We start from the raw sequence: 17,249 nt of genomic DNA, 5'->3' as shown, positions 1-17,249 counted from the left end.
GGGAGGAACAAGAGTGAGACAACAGGTGAAGAAACTTCTTTTAACAACGAGTATAGCGTTATTGGTAGCTCCAATTTCAGCTTATGGGCATCCAGGGCGTACAGATGCTAACGGCGGACATACGTGTCGTACAAATTGTGAGAAATGGGGATTACAGTACGGGGAATATCATTATCACAATAAACCAGCTTCTAGTAGTGGTGCAACGAGCCCAGCTCCTAGCCAGAATAATAATAGTGCTGTAGAAGCTGAGAGACAAGCAGAAGCACAGCGCAATACTGAGGCTGAAAAACAACGTGCTGCAGAAGCACAGCGCAACGCTGAGGCTGAAAAACAACGTAATGCAGAAGCACAGCGTAAAGCTGAAGAAGAGAGACAACGTGTAGCCGAAGAACAAAGAAAAGCTGAAGAGGCACGTAAGCAAGAGGAAGCGCAGCGCCAAGCTGATATGGAAAAAGGTCAACTTGAAGGTCAAAAGAATGGAGAAACTGATTTTAAAGCAGGAAAAAATGATGCAGAAGTGCATGTAGCTGGAAAATCTGATGCATATAAACAAGCGTTTAAAGCGACTTATGCAGCCGCATGGTCTTTAGAAGAGCAGAAGAAAACGCATTTTGAAAAAGGAAAAGAACAAGGTTTAGCACAAGAGACGATGGACGATAGTCAAGTTGCTCCAGAGTTTAAGGTAAACTTTGTAGACGGGTTCAAAGTAGGGAATAAAGAAAGAACAGAAAAAATTGAAAAAGAACAAGCTGAATTAGGAGAAAAGACAGGGAAAGAACTTGCTGAAAAGAATCCTGGAAATAGAGAGAAAGAAGTATACGTGAAGGCATATGAAACAGCGTATGAAAAAGGCTATAAGTCTACAAAAAAGGCAGTAGAAAAGGCTGGCTATAAGTATGCATTTGAAAACTATAATTTAAAAGTTCCTGCTAAGTATGAAAGAAATGAATTGTTAAAGAAATGGTTTACTGAAGGGTTTAAATTGAATAAAAAAGCAGCAGAAATTCGAGAAGAAGGGTATAAAAAGGGAGACAGCTGGTTCTCATTCTTCTATAAGAGTTTCGTACCAAGTGAATATAAAGAACATAAAGAGCTGTACGAACAAGCAATAGAAAAAGGTAAAACGGCATAAAAAAGATGAGGAGAAATTCCTCATCTTTTTTAATCCATCCATTTCACTAATTTCTTAGAAATTAGTAATAAAACACAACCTAATATAATTGCCACAGCGCCAATAACTGTGAATACTTCAGCGTATCCAAGTGAGGTTGTAAAGCTTGCAAGTTGTCCGCCTAAAATATTGGCGATACCTGAACTTGCTAGCCATACACCCATTAGTAAAGATGCTAATTTTACCGGAGCAAGCGCACTAACCATTGATAGTCCGACAGGTGATAAGAATAGCTCACCTAACGTATGGAAAAGATACGTAAAGACGATAAATAGTAAGTTTGCTTTTTCTGTAATGTTATGTTCATCACTACCTGTTTTTAATGTAGCGATAACGAGAATGATATAACCGATACCAAGCAAGATCATACCAAGTCCCATTTTAGTTGGGATTTTTAAATCACCGCGCTTGCGAGTTGCAAGTTTTGCCCATAATGCAGAAATGACTGGAGCAAGTAAAATAATAAATAATGGATTGACCGATTGGAACCAAGATGTTGGAACTTCCCATCCGAACACAGAGCGGTCTACAAATTTGTTTGTATATAATGTTAACGAGCTACCAGCTTGTTCAAAGCCAGCCCAGAAGAAGACAACGAAGCATGTTAAAATGACGATAACTGCGGTACGTTGTTTTTCTTTTTTTGTTAACGGTGTATCTCCTACTGATGGTTGTCCATCTGTTGTTTGTAAATCGCGAGTTGGTTTTTTACCGATATCACCAAGGAAGCGATTTGATAATGTTGTAAATAAAATTTGTCCAATAATCATTCCGATTGAAGCGGCTAAGAAACCGTAACGGAATCCGTAATGTACAACGCCATCAACTGTTGTTTTGAATAAATTTTCTGATAAAAACCCGCAAACGAGTGGAGCTAAAAATGACCCGACGTTAATACCCATATAGAAAATGGTAAATGCACTATCACGTTTTGGATCGTTCTCTTCGTATAATTCTCCAACCAGTGTAGAGATGTTCGGTTTGAAGAATCCGTTACCGATAATAATAAGCGCTAATCCGAGGTATAGGCCTAATTGGTTTTGCAAGGCAAATAGTGTAAGGTTACCGATTGCCATTGTTATACCACCAATTGTGATCGCTTTTCTTCTACCTAGAAAACGGTCTGTTAAGTATCCACCAATCATTGGTGTGAAATAACAGGCTCCAGTATAAAATCCGTAAATAGAGAGTGCCCATGCGGGACTAAACCCAAGACCACCGCTTACTAAAGCTGTCGTTAAATATAATGTTAATAATCCTCGTAATCCATAGTAACTAAATCTTTCCCACATTTCTGTAAAGAAGAGTAAGTATAAACCTGGAGGATGTTTCTTTTTTCTTTGTTGTTCTCTTTCTAGTTGTATCGCTGATTCCATGTTATTTTCCTCCTGACACAAACAAAAACAAAGTTAATAATTTTGTACATTTAATATTTTACCTTATTAACTATTATAAGTCAATAAAGGTTGATTTTTCAGAAGAGATTGGAAAAAGGGAATAGCTATAGAAGGGGTGTTTCTTTTGTGATAGACTATGGACTATGTTTTCTTTGTAAGGAAGCGGGTTATTGTACTTTTTTTATATGTGGAATTGATTTCATAAAAGATGAAATTAAAGAAGGAGAAAGAAATGAAATTGTTACAGAAAAAAGAAATTTTACTTATTAGTCTTATGTTATTCTCGATGTTCTTTGGAGCAGGGAATCTTATATTCCCACCTTTTCTTGGATATGAAGCAGGAGAACATGTGTGGATTTCGTTAGTAGGATTTATTATATCAGCAACAGGTCTTCCTATATTAGGTGTTATTTCTATTGCAAAAGCAGGAAGTTTTCAAACGTTAGCGGGTAGAGTTCATTCTTCATTTGCAATTATTTTTCCATGTATCGTGTATGTATTTATTGGACCTGGGCTTGGTATACCACGTGCGGGAAGTTTAGCCTTTGAAATGGGGCCAGGTCAGTTATTCCCTGAAGCAGGAAGCGGAGTATTATTGTTTTACACAGTTATTTTCTTTAGTATTGTTTACTGGTTAAGTTTATCACCATCTAAACTAATGGGGTTGTTTGGAAAAGTCTTGACGCCGTTATTATTATGTATGATTGCACTTATTTTTATAAAGAGTATGTTTACAACAGTAGGAGATATGAAAGAACCAATAGGGAACTATGGCCAAGCTCCTATGTTTCAAGGGTTTTTAGATGGATATTTAACAATGGATGCGTTAGCTGCTTTAATCTTTGGAATTGTTATTGCAAATGCATTACGTGCAAAGGGTATTGAAGATGATAAAGGTTTAGCGAAATATATGAGTATTGCTGGAATCGGGGCAGGACTATTATTATCGATTATTTATGTCATCCTTGGATATGTGGGGGCAATTAGTGGCTCATTAGGAACATTTGATAACGGTGCCAAAGTGTTAGCACAAGTTATGACTACATTATTTGGACAGGGTGGAGTCGTTTTATTAGGTCTTATTTTTACTATCGCATGTTTATGTGTTTCAATTGGACTTGTTACGTCTTGTAGTCAATTTTTTTCGAGTGCATTTCCGAAAGTATCTTATAAAGTGTGGGCATTTATAGTAAGCGTTGTTAGTATGATCTTAGCTAATTTAGGATTAACGCAAATTTTAAAAGTATCAGTACCAATTCTTGGATTTATTTATCCAATTGCATTAACGCTTATTATTCTAGGGTTATTCCATAAGTATATTGGGAAGTATGCATACGTATATGCAGTAACTGTTTGGATTGTAGCAATATTTAGTGCAATTGATATTTTAAATAAAAATGTAATGATGAATCAGTGGACGTCAGTATTAAAATACATTCCGTTTTATACAGAAGGTGTTGGATGGATTGTTCCAGCTATTGTAGGCATGTGTCTTGGTTTCATCGTTAGCATTGCTTTAAATAAGAATAAATGAGTAAAAAGGTGTTTTCCTATTTTGGGAAGACACCTTTCTTTTTTTGGAAAAATACTATTGAAAATGAATAGACTAAGAGTATGATAAAGGTAATTGGTAATATATAGGTTTAATGAGAGTTACGAATAAGGGGGGAGCATATGAAGAAGGATTTGGATAAGAAAATAGAAGCACTCGAAACGGCAATTGAAACGATTCAAGAAGCACTTGCTGAATTAAAGGTGAAGCAAAGGGAAATAGAAGTAGAAAACGCTCAGCAACATGTTAGTAAGGATAAGAAAGAATATATTGAAACGGTAATGGAGGAAAAGCCAAAAGAAGAAATAGTTAAGATAAAAGAGCCTTTGCAAGAACGTGAGGTAAAACAAGTAGATATATCTGCTTTTAAACCAGAGCCATTTAATATTATTAAGTTTTGTCAAACGTGGTTACCACGTGTATTTGTCGGTATTATGTTGCTTGGAGTGATCTGGTTATTTAAAGCAGGGGTAGATGCTGGTTTATTAACACCAGCGATACGAATTGTGTTTGGTATCGCAGTATCTATCGGGTTGTATTATATAGGAGATATTCAAGTTAAAAGAGAGCGGCAAGCGTTAGGATTAGTATTAGCTGGAGGAAGTATTACCGGGATTGTTCTAACAACGTTTGCAGCACATTATTTATACGGATTTATTCCGGCAAGTGTCGCGTTTCTCTGTAATATTGCATGGGTTATTTTAGGCATTTATTTAGCGAAAAGATATCAATCGGAATATCTCACTATTTTCGTAGCGGTCGGAGCGTTCTTCGTACCATTTTTGTTAAATAGTACGACTCCTAATCCTTATATTTTCTTTGGATATGAGACAGTGTTAACACTTAGTTTATTATGGTATGCGTTGAAAAATCGTTATAAATATTTATATATGATTTCTTATGCTGTTGCTGCCATTGTCCTTTTCGTTTTCTTTGCTGTTATGTCAATGTTAGTAGAGAACTTGCAAATACAGTTAACGATTGTATATGGTTTGATTCATTTACTATTATTTTGGCATATGTTTACGGAGAGAAGTTTTATACCAGAACCGCGTTTGGCGATATTTAGTGCGAATGCAGTTTTCTTTATACTAGCTATTGCTAAAATACCTGATTTTACAACATGGGGATTGATTATTAGTGCAATTGTGCACGCTGCTATGTTTGTGCTTGAGTATAGGAAGAATAGACATTCTACATTTACAAATCTCTTATTTGGTTTCACGATGGGAGCATTTAGTTTAGCGATTTTATACGAGTATAGTTTAGTGAATGCAGCGATCGTACTATTATTACAAGGTTTCCTTGGAATGGTTACTTCTATTAAAGGAAAACAACAGATAAAATTGTATGTTAGTGCAACGATTTACGCGATTGGAATGATACAAACGATTTTTAGTCCGTTTGATCAATTTATTTCGGCAGGCTTTGTTGCTCATATTATTTTAATAGGAACATTCTATTATTGCATGAGACAAGCGAAAGAAGTGTTAGCGAGTTTTGGTAAGTATGTGTACTCTATAGCGCTCTACTGGTTAATGGTCATTGTATTTATTACAATCACTAGAATTGGTGAAGTTCTTTCTACAGATGGAAGTATAATTAGCGTATCTGTATCGTTATTATGGATGATATATGCGTTATTTGCAGTTTGGTTTGGCCGTTATAGACAGATGAATGAAATATTATATGCTGGATTAATCGTATTAGTAGTAACGGTAGGGAAGTTATTCCTACTTGACTTACCGGAGGTTTCGATGATGATTAGGGCAGTGTTATTCCTAATCGTCGGTAGTATAGGTATCGTTATTTCAAGAATGTTTTTCTCAAAAGAAGAGAAGTGAAAAGAAGGCAATCCATGTATGGATTGCCTTTTTCATTATTTTTTATTAATCGTTACAGTTTCATTATATTTCGCTGTTGTATTTTGACGTAGACGAAGCGTTGCTTGTCCAGTTGTATTTGAATCAATCTGTACATTTACAACTTTTTCAGCAGAGCCTAAGCTGTTTGTTGTGAAAGAGAATGCACTACTATATCCGAAAGCAGATGGCCAAGTGCCGTTTGTATTTTGAACTTTTGCTACTTGTGTTCCACCAGTAGTGAATATACCTAAAGAATAGTTGTTATAAGTTGTATTAGGTAGGAAGTTGTTTACTTGAATCTTCATTTGGAAAATTTCATTGTTTGGTAGAATGCTAGGGTGTGTAACGACGTAGTCGCTTGTTGTTACCGCACCGTTATAACCGTATGAACCTGGTTTAAAAGTATTTGTATTAAACCATTGATAACCTGCATTTGGTGCACTCCAAGGTTCAGGTTGTGGTTCTGTTGATAAGCTTGGCTGTTCAAATGTTTGTAGAGCTGTAGGTGAATCAAGTTGTAAACCATTTACTTGATCTAAACTTGTAAATGTCTCTTTATTCGATAACCAATTTACGATGTTTTCTAATAAAATCGCATCGTTTTCTTCTTTATAACCATCGTAAGTTTTCTTTGTTTGGCCAGAATCTTCACGAACGTACTTTGGCGTTGCATCTTCAACAGGAGAAGAGTCACCAATAAAGGCAGCTTTTCCAAGTCCTATTTTTGCAATTGCAGCATATGGGCCTTCTGCAATACCACCGCCATTATAAACGCCACTATCAACAGCGTTATTCCATTTTGATGGATTTTCTGGAAGGTAAACAAGTCCTTTTGCTAGTTTTGGGTTTGTAATTGCTAGAGTAGAACCAGCATGCATTGCTACAGAAGAAACACCTTTTGTAATTCCGAAAGATTGTTCAGGCGATACAATTGTTTTCGCTGAAACATCACCAAGTGCATTGTAGCGGAAGCGAATACCGAAGTTGTCAGATAGCCAATCAGAGCTTTCTACTCCTTGCATAGCTTGTGAATTTGCTTCTTCATTAGACATTCCTTTTGCTGGATTATCCCAAGCACCGCGTCTATATCCATTAAATACTTCAGAAGAGTCCCAGCGATTTTTATTACGATCCGCATTGTAATGATCGGCAATAAAGAAGATACTACCACCATTTTTTACATATTGTAACATAGCGTCCTGCTCAGATTTTTTGTAAGGAATATTAGCTTCTGGAACGATAAATACATTGTAACCATTTAGGTCTTCGTACGTAATAGGTGTTGATTTACGAAGTTCTTTTACGTGATATCCGTTTTTTGCAATGCCGTTTCCGAAGTCAGAAAAGCCGCCGTCAATAACCCAGTCAGCTGTCCCAGCAGTTTGACCGTGTGTATTATCGAATAATACTTTCTTCCCATTGTTTTGATTTACAACTTTTGCAGCAATTTCAGGAGCTGGGTCTACAGAGCTTTCGGCATAAGTAGACGGTATGAACGAGGTCCCTATACTTAGTGTAATTGCTGTTGCTAAAGAAAATGTAATCCATTTTTTATTCTTCATAGAAGAATCCCCCTAATAATAAATATATGTGCTTTAATAATGTAATTTATTTTTCTGTAAAAATAAAGACGGAAAACATAAAAAATATTAAAAGATTGTAAAAATACCGTGAATTTTGTTGAGAAATATTTATATAGATATAAAAACACCCCTTCCAAGTAATAAGGAAGGGGTGCTTTGCTTAACTAATTTTTGAGTTAGGTGTTTCATCAATCTTATGAAACCCTTTCATGTAATATACGATTGCTAAGCCGATAAGCCAAATTGGGCCGACAATCAATGCAATTCGTGTATCTTCTGAATACGCCATTATACCTAGTACTAATACAAGGAAAACGAGTGAGAAATATGAGCTTAATGGGTATAAAGGCATTTTATATGATAACTTTTGTTTATTTTGAGTAGGTAAGCTTTTACGGAATTTAATTTGAGCAACTAATATAATTCCCCAAGTCCAAATTGCGCCGAAAGTTGAAATGCTAGTAAGCCATGTAAATACCTTTGCAGGTACGAGATAGTTTAATATAACACCAATGAGTAAAACGATAGCAGTTGCTACAATTCCTTGGCTTGGAATGCCGTTTTTATTTAAACGACCAAATCTTTCAGGAGCTTTTTTCTGCTGAGCTAATGTAAATAGCATACGGCCTGTACTAAATAAACCACCGTTACAAGAAGAAAGAGCTGCTGTTAATACGACAAAGTTAATAATACCTGCTGCTTTTGCGATACCAATTTGCTGGAATGTTAATACGAATGGGCTTCCTTTCTCACCAAGTTCGTTCCATGGATAAATTGCCATCATAACGAATAGCGCTCCTACGTAGAACAGTAATATTCTCCAAAATACGTTATCAATTGCTTTTGCGAGTGTTTTCTTCGGATTTTGAGCTTCACCAGCTGTGACACCGATTAATTCAACGCCTAAATAAGCGAATAGTACCATCTGCATGGAGAGTAGTAACCCAGAAAAACCATTTGGGAACCAGCCACCATGTGACCAAAGGTTTGAAATACCAGTAGCGATACCACCGTTTCCGAATCCGAATAAAATAATACCAGCGCCGACTACTATCATACAGATAATTGTGACAATTTTAATGAGAGCAAACCAAAACTCAAGTTCTCCAAATACTTTTACTGATAAGAAGTTAAAAGCGCTCATTAACAATAGAGCAAGTAATGCCCAAGTCCAGCGCGGGATATCTGGGAACCAGTACTGCATGTAAATACCAGCTGCTGTAATTTCAGCCATACAAGTAACAACCCATAAGAACCAGTAATTCCAACCAGTAATATAACCAGCGAGTGGGCTGATATAATCATATGCATATTTACTAAAAGAACCGGCAACAGGTTGTTCAATTGCCATTTCCCCGAGAGCTCGCATAATGAAAAAAATAACGAGTCCGGCAATCATATAGCCTAGTAAAATAGAAGGACCGGCTAGTTTAATAGCGGAAGCGGATCCTAAAAATAGCCCAACACCAATAGCTGAGCCAAGTGACATTAAAGTAATATGTCGTTCTTTTAAACCACGATTTAAAGTTCCAGATTTGTTTGTGTGCTGCATAAGAAGAATCCCCCTTGTAGAGTGAACGATATTTGAATGCGTTTGTTAAATGTTTAACTATTTCAAATTATAAAACATTTCTATCTGTTATGCTACAAAAATAATCATAATGAACTGTACTACATCTGTACTTGTCAGACTTAAACTTAAAATTCGAACTATTAGGGAATATATTGACTCTTCTTTTTATTGATTGTTAAGATTAAGTATTATATTTTCTCACATACTAGTAAGAAAAGAATGTGTGATAATAATTCAGGTGTAGGAAGGGTACATAAGCATGTTTCAATTACAAAAATATAACACTTCTGTGAAGCAAGAGTTTTTAGCTGGCATCACAACTTTTTTTACATTTGCGTATATTCTTGTCATCAATCCAAAAATATTATCTGATGCAGGTGTACCATTTGACCAAGCGTTTACAGCAACAATTATTGCCACCGTTGTTGGAACAGTAGGTATGGCAATTTTCGCGAATTACCCGATTGTTATTGCTCCAGCTATGGGAATGAATGCATATTTTGCTTATTCTGTTGTACAGAAGGCAGAAGGGATTACATATGTAGTTGCCTTTTCAGCTGTATTTGTAACGGGGATTATTTTTCTTTTATTATCTTTTACTTCGTTTAGGCAAAAGTTAATTTTAGCAATTCCTGATAGTTTAAAGCATGCAATTGCAGGTGGAATTGGACTATTTATTGCTTTTATTGGATTGCGCCTTTCTGGAATTATCGTAGATCATCCGTCTAATTTAGTTACGATTGGTGATTTTCATTCTCCAGCTGTTATTTTAACTTTAATTGGTTTAATATTAGCGGCGGTATTAATGGCATTACGTGTGAGTGGTGCATTATTTATTAGTATGATTGTGACAGGAATTATCGCCTTCTTTACAGGGCAATTGAAGTTTGCTGATAAAATTGTGGCGATGCCTCATTTGCCAGAGGGTATTATCGTTTCAAACCCAACCAATGCATTTTCAGATGTAATTGAATACGGATTATATGGTGTTGTATTTTCATTTTTACTTGTACTTTTATTCGATACAACAGGTGCATTACTTGGTTTAATTAAACAAGCAGGTTTAATTACAGACAATACAGAGAAGCGTTTTGGTAAAGCGTTTATTGCAGATGCAATTGGAGGGACTACAGGTTCTATCTTTGGAACAAGCCCAACAGCAGCGACGATTGAATCGTCAGCAGGTATTGCTGCAGGTGGGAAAACTGGATTAACAGGGATTGTAGTTGTTGGTCTAACAATTATAACGGCATTTTTCAGTCCTGTTATTGCTTCTTTATCAAGTGTGGCCGCTATTACAGCTCCTTCATTAATTATAGTAGGTAGTTTAATGGCACAAAGCATTCGAGATATTAATTGGAATGAATTTGAAGATGCGTTACCAGCATTTTTGATTTTTATAGGTATTCCGTTAACATCTAGTATTGCAAATGGAATCGCAATTGGGTTTTTAGTATATCCAGTTTTGAAAATTGTGAAGGGTAAAGGAAAGGAAGTACATCCATTACTATACTTATTTACAATTTTATTTGGATGTCATTTATTCTTATAATATAGATATAGGAGAGGGAGCTTCTTATGAGAGGCTCCTTTTTTGTGTATAATAAAGTGAGACTATAGGCAGTAGGGAGGATCCCCACTGTGTATTAGCCCGCACTAATTGGAATAAGGTGAAAACTTAATTGGTTTTGTAAAATATAAATTACTTAAAGGAATATATATGTTACAATAAAGGTAGAGGAGGAACATGAATGGCTGTAAGTAAAATAAAAGTCGCGCGTGTTCAGTTAGATTTAACACAGCAACAATTAGCAGAAAAAGTAGGCGTTACAAGGCAAACGATTAGTTTAATTGAGAAGGGGAAATACAATCCATCTTTAGATTTATGTTTGAAAATTTGTTATGCAGTAGATAAAACGTTGAATGAGTTGTTTTGGGAGGAAAAGGAGTGATAGGATGAAAATCGTGAAAGATGAACGTTTAATGATTGAAGGGTTAAAACATATTAGATGGGCTTTCATCTTACAAAATATCGTCATACTAGCTATCATCTTTTACCGCTATGTCTTGCAAGAGGCAGGATATGAAAGTGTTTCGGATTTATTAATGATATTTATTGGCGGGATCGTAGTTATTAACTTCTTAAATTTAAAACATTCTGTAGAGGTATATGAGCACACAGGCGGAGTGTCACGTAGCTATTTCATGAAATTATTATTAATTCCAGTAGGTATTATTATTGGGATATTAGCTGTTTGTATCATTGTAACACCAGATATCTCGATAAAAGAAATAAATATAACAGCACTTATTATGTTTGCTTGTTTTTTAGTTCCTAGTTTATTTATCTACATATATATGAAAAAGATAAAAAGTGAAGATTGAAATATAAGAAAAGCTTTCCCGTATTGAGGAAAGCTTTTCTTATATCTTTTTATACAAAACTTTATGAAGGCCAATCGGTTCAATTTCAAAGATTTCACCATGCTCCTGAAAGTCTAATCGCTTGTAATAGTCAGTTACAGTAATACGGCTATTACACCATAGAATGTTTGCTTTCCGTTCTTTTAAAATTTGTTCTGCCTTCTGAATTAAGGAGCTTCCAGCTCTTTTGTTCCGAAAGTTAGGTAATGTTGCCATTCCTCGTAGTCTATAATGGATACCATTTTGCAAATCAGGATATATTTCTTTTGAGAAGGAAGCGATGCTAATTAACTCATCGTTTATAAAGGCACCTAAGTGGAATGTGTCTTTTTCGTAGTCAGAAGAGTATTTACAGTCTGCTAGGGACTGATTGGGACGCAACACCGCTTGGCGTAATAAGTGTGTCTCGGATGCATCAATATACTGCACAGTAATCATATTATCATCCTTTCTTATAAACCTTTTTCTATAAGTTGTATAAAGAAGTATGCAGGTGCAGCGAGAAGGCCGAGTATACTAGCGGTTCCTAGAAGGAGTGAAAGAAAAAGGCATGAGTATTTAACTCCATTTGATTTTTTCCAACCATAGCTGCAAATTTCAATGCTAACACCGATGAGAATAATGGCGACGAGTACTTCTGCTAATAATAAGAGAGCTAAAGTTACAATAGACATAATGTAATCCATCCTCATAATATGTGATAGTAACATTTTACCATATAAAAATTAAAAAATGCCCCTCAATTATGTGGGGGGCATTTTTTTACTCTAATATGTTTTTTAGTGTATCGATATGCTCTTTCGAACCTGTTACAAGTAATGTATCACCGTGTTGTAGTCTTGTATCACCATGTGGTATTAATGCTTTATTAACGCGGTAGATTTGAATGACAAGTACATCACCTAAAAACGGGAGGCGGCGAAGCGCAATGCCGTTATATTTATTGCTGCGCAGTTCAACTTCGCGTACTGTTTCGTTTGCTGTTGTAATTAAGCGAACGAGACTAGGTTTATCAATAAGTGCACGTAATAAAATACGTGTAGAGTTAATTGTTGAGAATACAGCGATATGTTCTTGCGTTGCTTTTTCTTGTAGAAGTGGATCTTCTACACTTGCAATAACATGTTCAACACCTAGCTCTTTTGCATGTTCTGCCAATAATAAGTTTTGTTCATCATCGCTTGTTGCAACAACGACGCGATCTGCATCAAATGCTGTTTGTTCAGTTAATGATGCAATTGTGATGTCATCTAATTTCACGATAGGAAAGTCATGTGATTTCGCTTCTTCATCATTTATTTTGTTTTGACGCATCATATATAGCGTTACGTCATAATCTTCTCGTTTTAAATCTAGTGATAACGGAAGGGTAATTCTGCTCGCGCCAATAATAGCTACTTTTGGTTTTGGTGTTTCTACTTTTGGGAACATTTTTTTAAATAATATAGGTGCAAAAATACAAGTAATAACTGCGCTTAAAATAAGAGAGGCAGATAAACTTGGACTGATAATCCCCAGTTTTTCACCAATTTGTGCAGCCGCAATAACTAAAGAAAGTGTCGATGTTAATAAAATTGCACTTCCAAGTACGATATTACGTGGATACCATTTTCGTAAGACGAGTGATGGTAAGAGTTTTGAAATAAAGAGTCCTACAATTAAGATTGGGATCATTAGCATGCTAGAAGGCTCTTTAAAAATAGACCATACCTCTAGATTTACACCAACCATTACGAAGAAAATAGGGATGAAGAAACCATAGCCGATGGAATCAAGTTTTTCAACCATATCTTCATTTGGTGATAATAACGATACAAGTACGCCTGCTAAGAAGGCACCTAAAATATTTTCTGCTCCAACAGATTCCGATAAACCAACTAAGATTAAAATGAGTGCAAAAACAGCCCGTGTATCAATTTGTACACTACCAGCTTTTAAACTATCTAAGTATGGAATGTTTTTAAAGCGTTTTGCAATAAAGTAAATGACAATACCGGCACCGAATAGAAGAAGTAAGAGCCACATACTTTGGCCGCTTTCGGAATTTAATCCGACGAAAACAGCGAGTAAAATCATTGTAACTAAGTCTGCAATAACAGCAACTAATAAAATGATTTGTCCGATTGCAGTTTTTCCTAGGTTGTTCTCTTTTAATGTTGGTACAACAACCCCTAAAGAAATAGTTGAAATAATTAAAGTCATGAACATTGCATTATCTACGAATCCTAGCCATACGAATAGTAATGATAGGGCATAAGATAAGATGAAAATAAATAAGAAGATAATGCTTGCTGCTTGAAATGTATTTGGCTCGTTTGTCGTATTTTTTTTCCCTTTTTGTTTAAAGATAGAAAAATCAATTTCTAAACCGCTTAAGAACATGAGGAAGATAAATCCTAATGTTGATAAAACTTGAAGCCATATATCTGGCTCAATAATATTAAACCCACTTTTACCTACAAAGATTCCTGCAATAATTTCTGCAACGACAACAGGAAGTGCTTTTAATTTAAAGCGTTGTAACAAAAGGGGAACGAAAAACGCGATTGCAACGACAACCATAAGTGATAGAACAGAAGTATGATGTTCCATTGCGTTCTCTCCCTTCAAATAAATATAGTACCTATTTAGCCATATAATAGGTAGAAAAGCAACGCATATGGATTCGATTTCATAAAGAAAGACTTTTCTTAACATTTGTCATAATAAGTATATTTTTCATGATTCTGTTGTTAATTCCGTAATGTGGATGTAATAGGGGAGGGGATAAAAAAAGACTGCTGAGGAATCTCAGCAGTCTTTTTCATGTACATTACATTGAGAAGAAGATCCATACAGTTAAACCAACTGTTGCAGTTGCAACGAAGAAACTGTATATCATTGTAAGAATTTGAACTCTTCCTTCTCCTTCTTTTAAATGCATGAACATAATTAATTGTAACAATGCTTGCGCAACAGCCATGATGATAATAGTTGTTAAGACTGTTGAAAGTGGCAATGTTGTGTAAAGTGCCACGTATAACGCTAGAAACGTTAATGCAAGCGATAAAATAAATCCGAAAACGTGTGACCAAGGGAATCCGCTATGCGCATGCCCATTTGCTTGATTGTTGTTTTGAGCCATTTACGCCACCATCCCGTTCAAGTAAACTAGTGTGTAAATGAAGACCCAAACAAGGTCAAGGAAATGCCAGTATAAGCTGATAATGAATACTTTACGAGCTGTAACTGGTGTTAGACCTCGTTTTAAAATTTGGATAATAACACAAATTGCCCAAATGATACCGCCTGTTACGTGGGCTCCATGCGTTCCAAGAAGAACGAAGAATGCAGATAGGAAAGCACTTGTTTGAATTGTTGCGCCTTCACCAATATACATAATGAACTCTTCAATCTCGAAGAATAGGAAACCTGCACCTAAAAGTAATGTAAGGACGAACCATCCAAGCATCGCTTTTTGGTTGTGCTTACGCATTTCGTGAATTACGATACCACATGTGAAACTACTTGTTAAAAGTAGTAATGTTTGAATTAAAAGCGTTTTAAGTTCAAACAGTTGCGCTGGAGTTGGGCCATCTGCCGTACGACCAGCAAGGACTAGATAAGAGGCGAAAAGTGTTGCGAACAGCATAATTTCAGCCCCAAGAAAAATCCAGAATCCTAGGATATTCAATCTGCTTTGTTCGGATTGATATTCCAAAGGTAAGCTTTTATCTAAAGCCGCCATGTTATTTCACCTCTCATGCTATATGTTCTGTTTCTTTAATTTCATCAACACTTACGTAGTAACCATCGTCATAATCGAATGAACGATAGATTAAGCAAGCTAAAATACCAATACCACCGATTGCTGCAAGCCAGAACCAGCTAAATACTAATGCGAAACCTGCAAGACCGAAGAATAAAGACGCAATAATAGGCACACCAGAGTTACTTGGCATGTGAATTGGTTTGATATCTTCTGCTGCTGGTGTAACTGTTTCTCCGCGTTTTTTCATGTACCAGAAAGCATCAGCTTCTTTAATTTCAGGAAGCTTTGCGAAGTTGTAATGTTGTACAGGAGATTGAGTTGCCCATTCAAGTGTACGACCATCCCATGGATCTCCAGTTGTGTCACGTTCACCGTGACGTGCACTCCAAATTACGTTGTAGCAAAGAAGTAGGAAGCCAATACCCATCATTACCGCACCAACAGATGCGATTTGGTTTAGCCATCCCCATCCAAGACTTTCAGAGTAAGTGTACATACGACGAGTCATACCGTCTAAACCTAAGAAGTACATTGGGAAGAAACAGATGTTAAATCCGCTCATAAAGATCCAGAATGTCCATTTACCTAGGCGTTCATTTAACATATGACCAGTCATTTTTGGATACCAGAATGTGAATCCAGCAAGCATAGCGAATACTGTACCTGCGATTAATACGTAGTGGAAGTGAGCAATTAGGAAGTAGCTGTTATGGTATTGATAATCAGCTGCTGCCATTCCAAGCATAACCCCTGTAACCCCACCGACTACGAAGTTTGGAATAAATGCCAATGACCAAAGCATTGGAACTGTAAAACGAATACGTCCTTTATACAGTGTAAACAACCAGTTAAAGATCTTAACCCCGGTTGGAATCGAAATCGCCATTGTCGAAATCGAGAAGAATGAGTTAACCGCTGGACCTGCACCCATCGTGAAGAAGTGGTGAAGCCATACGACGAAACTTAGTAAAGAAATTGCAACCATTGAGTATACCATCGCACTGTAACCGAATAGACGCTTACGTGAGAATGTACTAATGATTTCAGAGAAAATACCGAATGCCGGTAAAATAACGATATATACTTCAGGGTGACCCCATACCCAGAACAGGTTGGCCCATAACATCGGCATACCGCCGCTCGCCATCGTAAAGAAGTGAGCATCGAATAGACGGTCAAATGTCATTAATGCAAGAGCAACTGTTAATACTGGGAAAGCGAAAATAATGATAATTGTTGTAATTAAGATTGACCAAGTAAACATTGGCATTCTCATGAAAGTCATACCAGGTGTACGCATTTTTAAGATAGTAACAAGGAAGTTAATACCGGTCATTAGCGTACCGAGACCTGAAATCTGTAATGCAATTGCGTAGTAGTTATTTCCTACGCCTGAAGTAAACTCTGTACCTGCCATTGGGAAGTAAGAAGTCCACCCAGCGTCTGGAGAACCACCGATTACGAAAGCGATGTTGAATAACATTGCTCCGACAAAGAATAACCAGAAACTTAAAGCATTTAAGAACGGATATGCAACGTCACGAGCACCAATTTGTAATGGTACTACAAGGTTCATTAATCCCATAACGAATGGCATTGCCATGAAAAGAATCATTACTGTACCATGCGTTGTAAAGATTCCGTTATAGTGTTCAGCGTTTAAATAAGTTGTTTCTGGGAATGTTAACTGTGCACGGATCATTAAACCATCCATACCACCGCGGAATAACATGATAACCGCAGAAATAATATACATGGCTCCGATTTTTTTATGGTCAACAGTTGTCAACCATTCGTCCCAAAGCCATTTCCATTTTTTATACTTTGTTAGTACGAAAATGATTGCTAATGTCACAAGAACGATAGAAGCGTCTGCACCGTAAATAATCGGGTCACCTGTGACAAAGAATTCATCAAGCTTCACTGTGTT

General features: G+C 36.3%; 15 protein-coding genes. 6 read left to right on the top strand and 9 right to left on the bottom strand.

What is annotated here, in order from left to right:
• Window positions 1-13: 13 nt before the first annotated feature.
• Complete coding sequence (locus tag N2V92_RS04065; protein ID WP_001249825.1) at window positions 14-1,135, top strand: YHYH domain-containing protein; 1,122 nt, start codon at window positions 14-16, stop codon at window positions 1,133-1,135.
• A gap of 29 nt (window positions 1,136-1,164) precedes the next feature.
• Here the strand turns inward: N2V92_RS04065 and N2V92_RS04060 are convergent, their stop codons facing one another.
• Window positions 1,165-2,550 (bottom strand): peptide MFS transporter, encoded by a 1,386-nt coding sequence (locus tag N2V92_RS04060; protein WP_000443140.1) that lies wholly within the window; start codon window positions 2,548-2,550, stop codon window positions 1,165-1,167.
• A gap of 253 nt (window positions 2,551-2,803) precedes the next feature.
• On the opposite strand from N2V92_RS04060, the gene brnQ1 reads away from it, so the two are divergent.
• Entirely contained in the window at window positions 2,804-4,105 is a 1,302-nt protein-coding gene (brnQ1, locus tag N2V92_RS04055) for a branched-chain amino acid transport system II carrier protein BrnQ1 (protein ID WP_016078610.1), read from the top strand.
• A gap of 140 nt (window positions 4,106-4,245) precedes the next feature.
• Window positions 4,246-5,967: a DUF2339 domain-containing protein gene (locus N2V92_RS04050; RefSeq protein ID WP_000710908.1), complete on the top strand. Its 1,722-nt coding sequence runs from the start codon at window positions 4,246-4,248 to the stop codon at window positions 5,965-5,967.
• A gap of 35 nt (window positions 5,968-6,002) precedes the next feature.
• Here N2V92_RS04050 and N2V92_RS04045 read toward each other — a convergent pair whose 3' ends face one another.
• On the bottom strand, window positions 6,003-7,550 hold the full coding sequence (locus tag N2V92_RS04045; protein ID WP_000791515.1) for a hypothetical protein: 1,548 nt from the start codon (window positions 7,548-7,550) through the stop codon (window positions 6,003-6,005).
• 181 nt (window positions 7,551-7,731) lie between these two features.
• Window positions 7,732-9,123, bottom strand: coding sequence for an amino acid permease (locus N2V92_RS04040; RefSeq protein WP_001164901.1), 1,392 nt, complete (start codon window positions 9,121-9,123; stop codon window positions 7,732-7,734).
• A gap of 280 nt (window positions 9,124-9,403) precedes the next feature.
• Here N2V92_RS04040 and N2V92_RS04035 point away from each other — a divergent pair, with 280 nt between their 5' ends.
• The 3 genes from N2V92_RS04035 (at window position 9,404) to N2V92_RS04025 (ending at window position 11,529) form a co-directional block, all read left to right on the top strand.
• Window positions 9,404-10,696: an NCS2 family permease gene (locus N2V92_RS04035; RefSeq protein WP_000487187.1), complete on the top strand. Its 1,293-nt coding sequence runs from the start codon at window positions 9,404-9,406 to the stop codon at window positions 10,694-10,696.
• A gap of 199 nt (window positions 10,697-10,895) precedes the next feature.
• Complete coding sequence (locus tag N2V92_RS04030; RefSeq protein WP_000301184.1) at window positions 10,896-11,096, top strand: helix-turn-helix transcriptional regulator; 201 nt, start codon at window positions 10,896-10,898, stop codon at window positions 11,094-11,096.
• A gap of 4 nt (window positions 11,097-11,100) precedes the next feature.
• Window positions 11,101-11,529 (top strand): hypothetical protein, encoded by a 429-nt coding sequence (locus tag N2V92_RS04025; RefSeq protein ID WP_000706646.1) that lies wholly within the window; start codon window positions 11,101-11,103, stop codon window positions 11,527-11,529.
• Window positions 11,530-11,568: 39 nt separating this feature from the next.
• On the opposite strand, the gene N2V92_RS04020 is transcribed toward N2V92_RS04025, so the two are convergent.
• The 6 genes from N2V92_RS04020 to qoxB all read right to left on the bottom strand — a co-directional run bounded on the left by N2V92_RS04020 (window position 11,569) and on the right by qoxB (window position 17,243).
• Complete coding sequence (locus N2V92_RS04020) at window positions 11,569-12,006, bottom strand: GNAT family N-acetyltransferase (protein ID WP_000633848.1); 438 nt, start codon at window positions 12,004-12,006, stop codon at window positions 11,569-11,571.
• A 14-nt stretch (window positions 12,007-12,020) separates the two neighbouring features.
• Window positions 12,021-12,278 carry a DUF4022 family protein gene (locus N2V92_RS04015; protein ID WP_003260542.1) on the bottom strand — a complete coding sequence of 86 codons (258 nt, stop codon included), beginning with the start codon at window positions 12,276-12,278 and terminating at the stop codon, window positions 12,021-12,023.
• Window positions 12,279-12,330: 52 nt separating this feature from the next.
• Window positions 12,331-14,160: a monovalent cation:proton antiporter family protein gene (locus N2V92_RS04010; RefSeq protein ID WP_000399964.1), complete on the bottom strand. Its 1,830-nt coding sequence runs from the start codon at window positions 14,158-14,160 to the stop codon at window positions 12,331-12,333.
• 220 nt (window positions 14,161-14,380) lie between these two features.
• Window positions 14,381-14,692 carry a cytochrome aa3 quinol oxidase subunit IV gene (gene qoxD / locus N2V92_RS04005; RefSeq protein ID WP_000068425.1) on the bottom strand — a complete coding sequence of 104 codons (312 nt, stop codon included), beginning with the start codon at window positions 14,690-14,692 and terminating at the stop codon, window positions 14,381-14,383.
• Complete coding sequence (qoxC, locus tag N2V92_RS04000) at window positions 14,693-15,295, bottom strand: cytochrome aa3 quinol oxidase subunit III (protein WP_000729316.1); 603 nt, start codon at window positions 15,293-15,295, stop codon at window positions 14,693-14,695.
• A gap of 13 nt (window positions 15,296-15,308) precedes the next feature.
• Window positions 15,309-17,243: a cytochrome aa3 quinol oxidase subunit I gene (qoxB, locus tag N2V92_RS03995; protein ID WP_042597166.1), complete on the bottom strand. Its 1,935-nt coding sequence runs from the start codon at window positions 17,241-17,243 to the stop codon at window positions 15,309-15,311.
• Window positions 17,244-17,249 lie beyond the last annotated feature (6 nt).

Source organism: Bacillus sp. CH_48 (assembly GCF_038008465.1).
GTDB classification, from domain to species: Bacteria; Bacillota; Bacilli; order Bacillales; family Bacillaceae_G; genus Bacillus_A; species Bacillus_A thuringiensis_S.
Note: the sequence above shows the minus strand (reverse complement) of the source record. Positions and strands in the feature narration are given on the sequence as shown.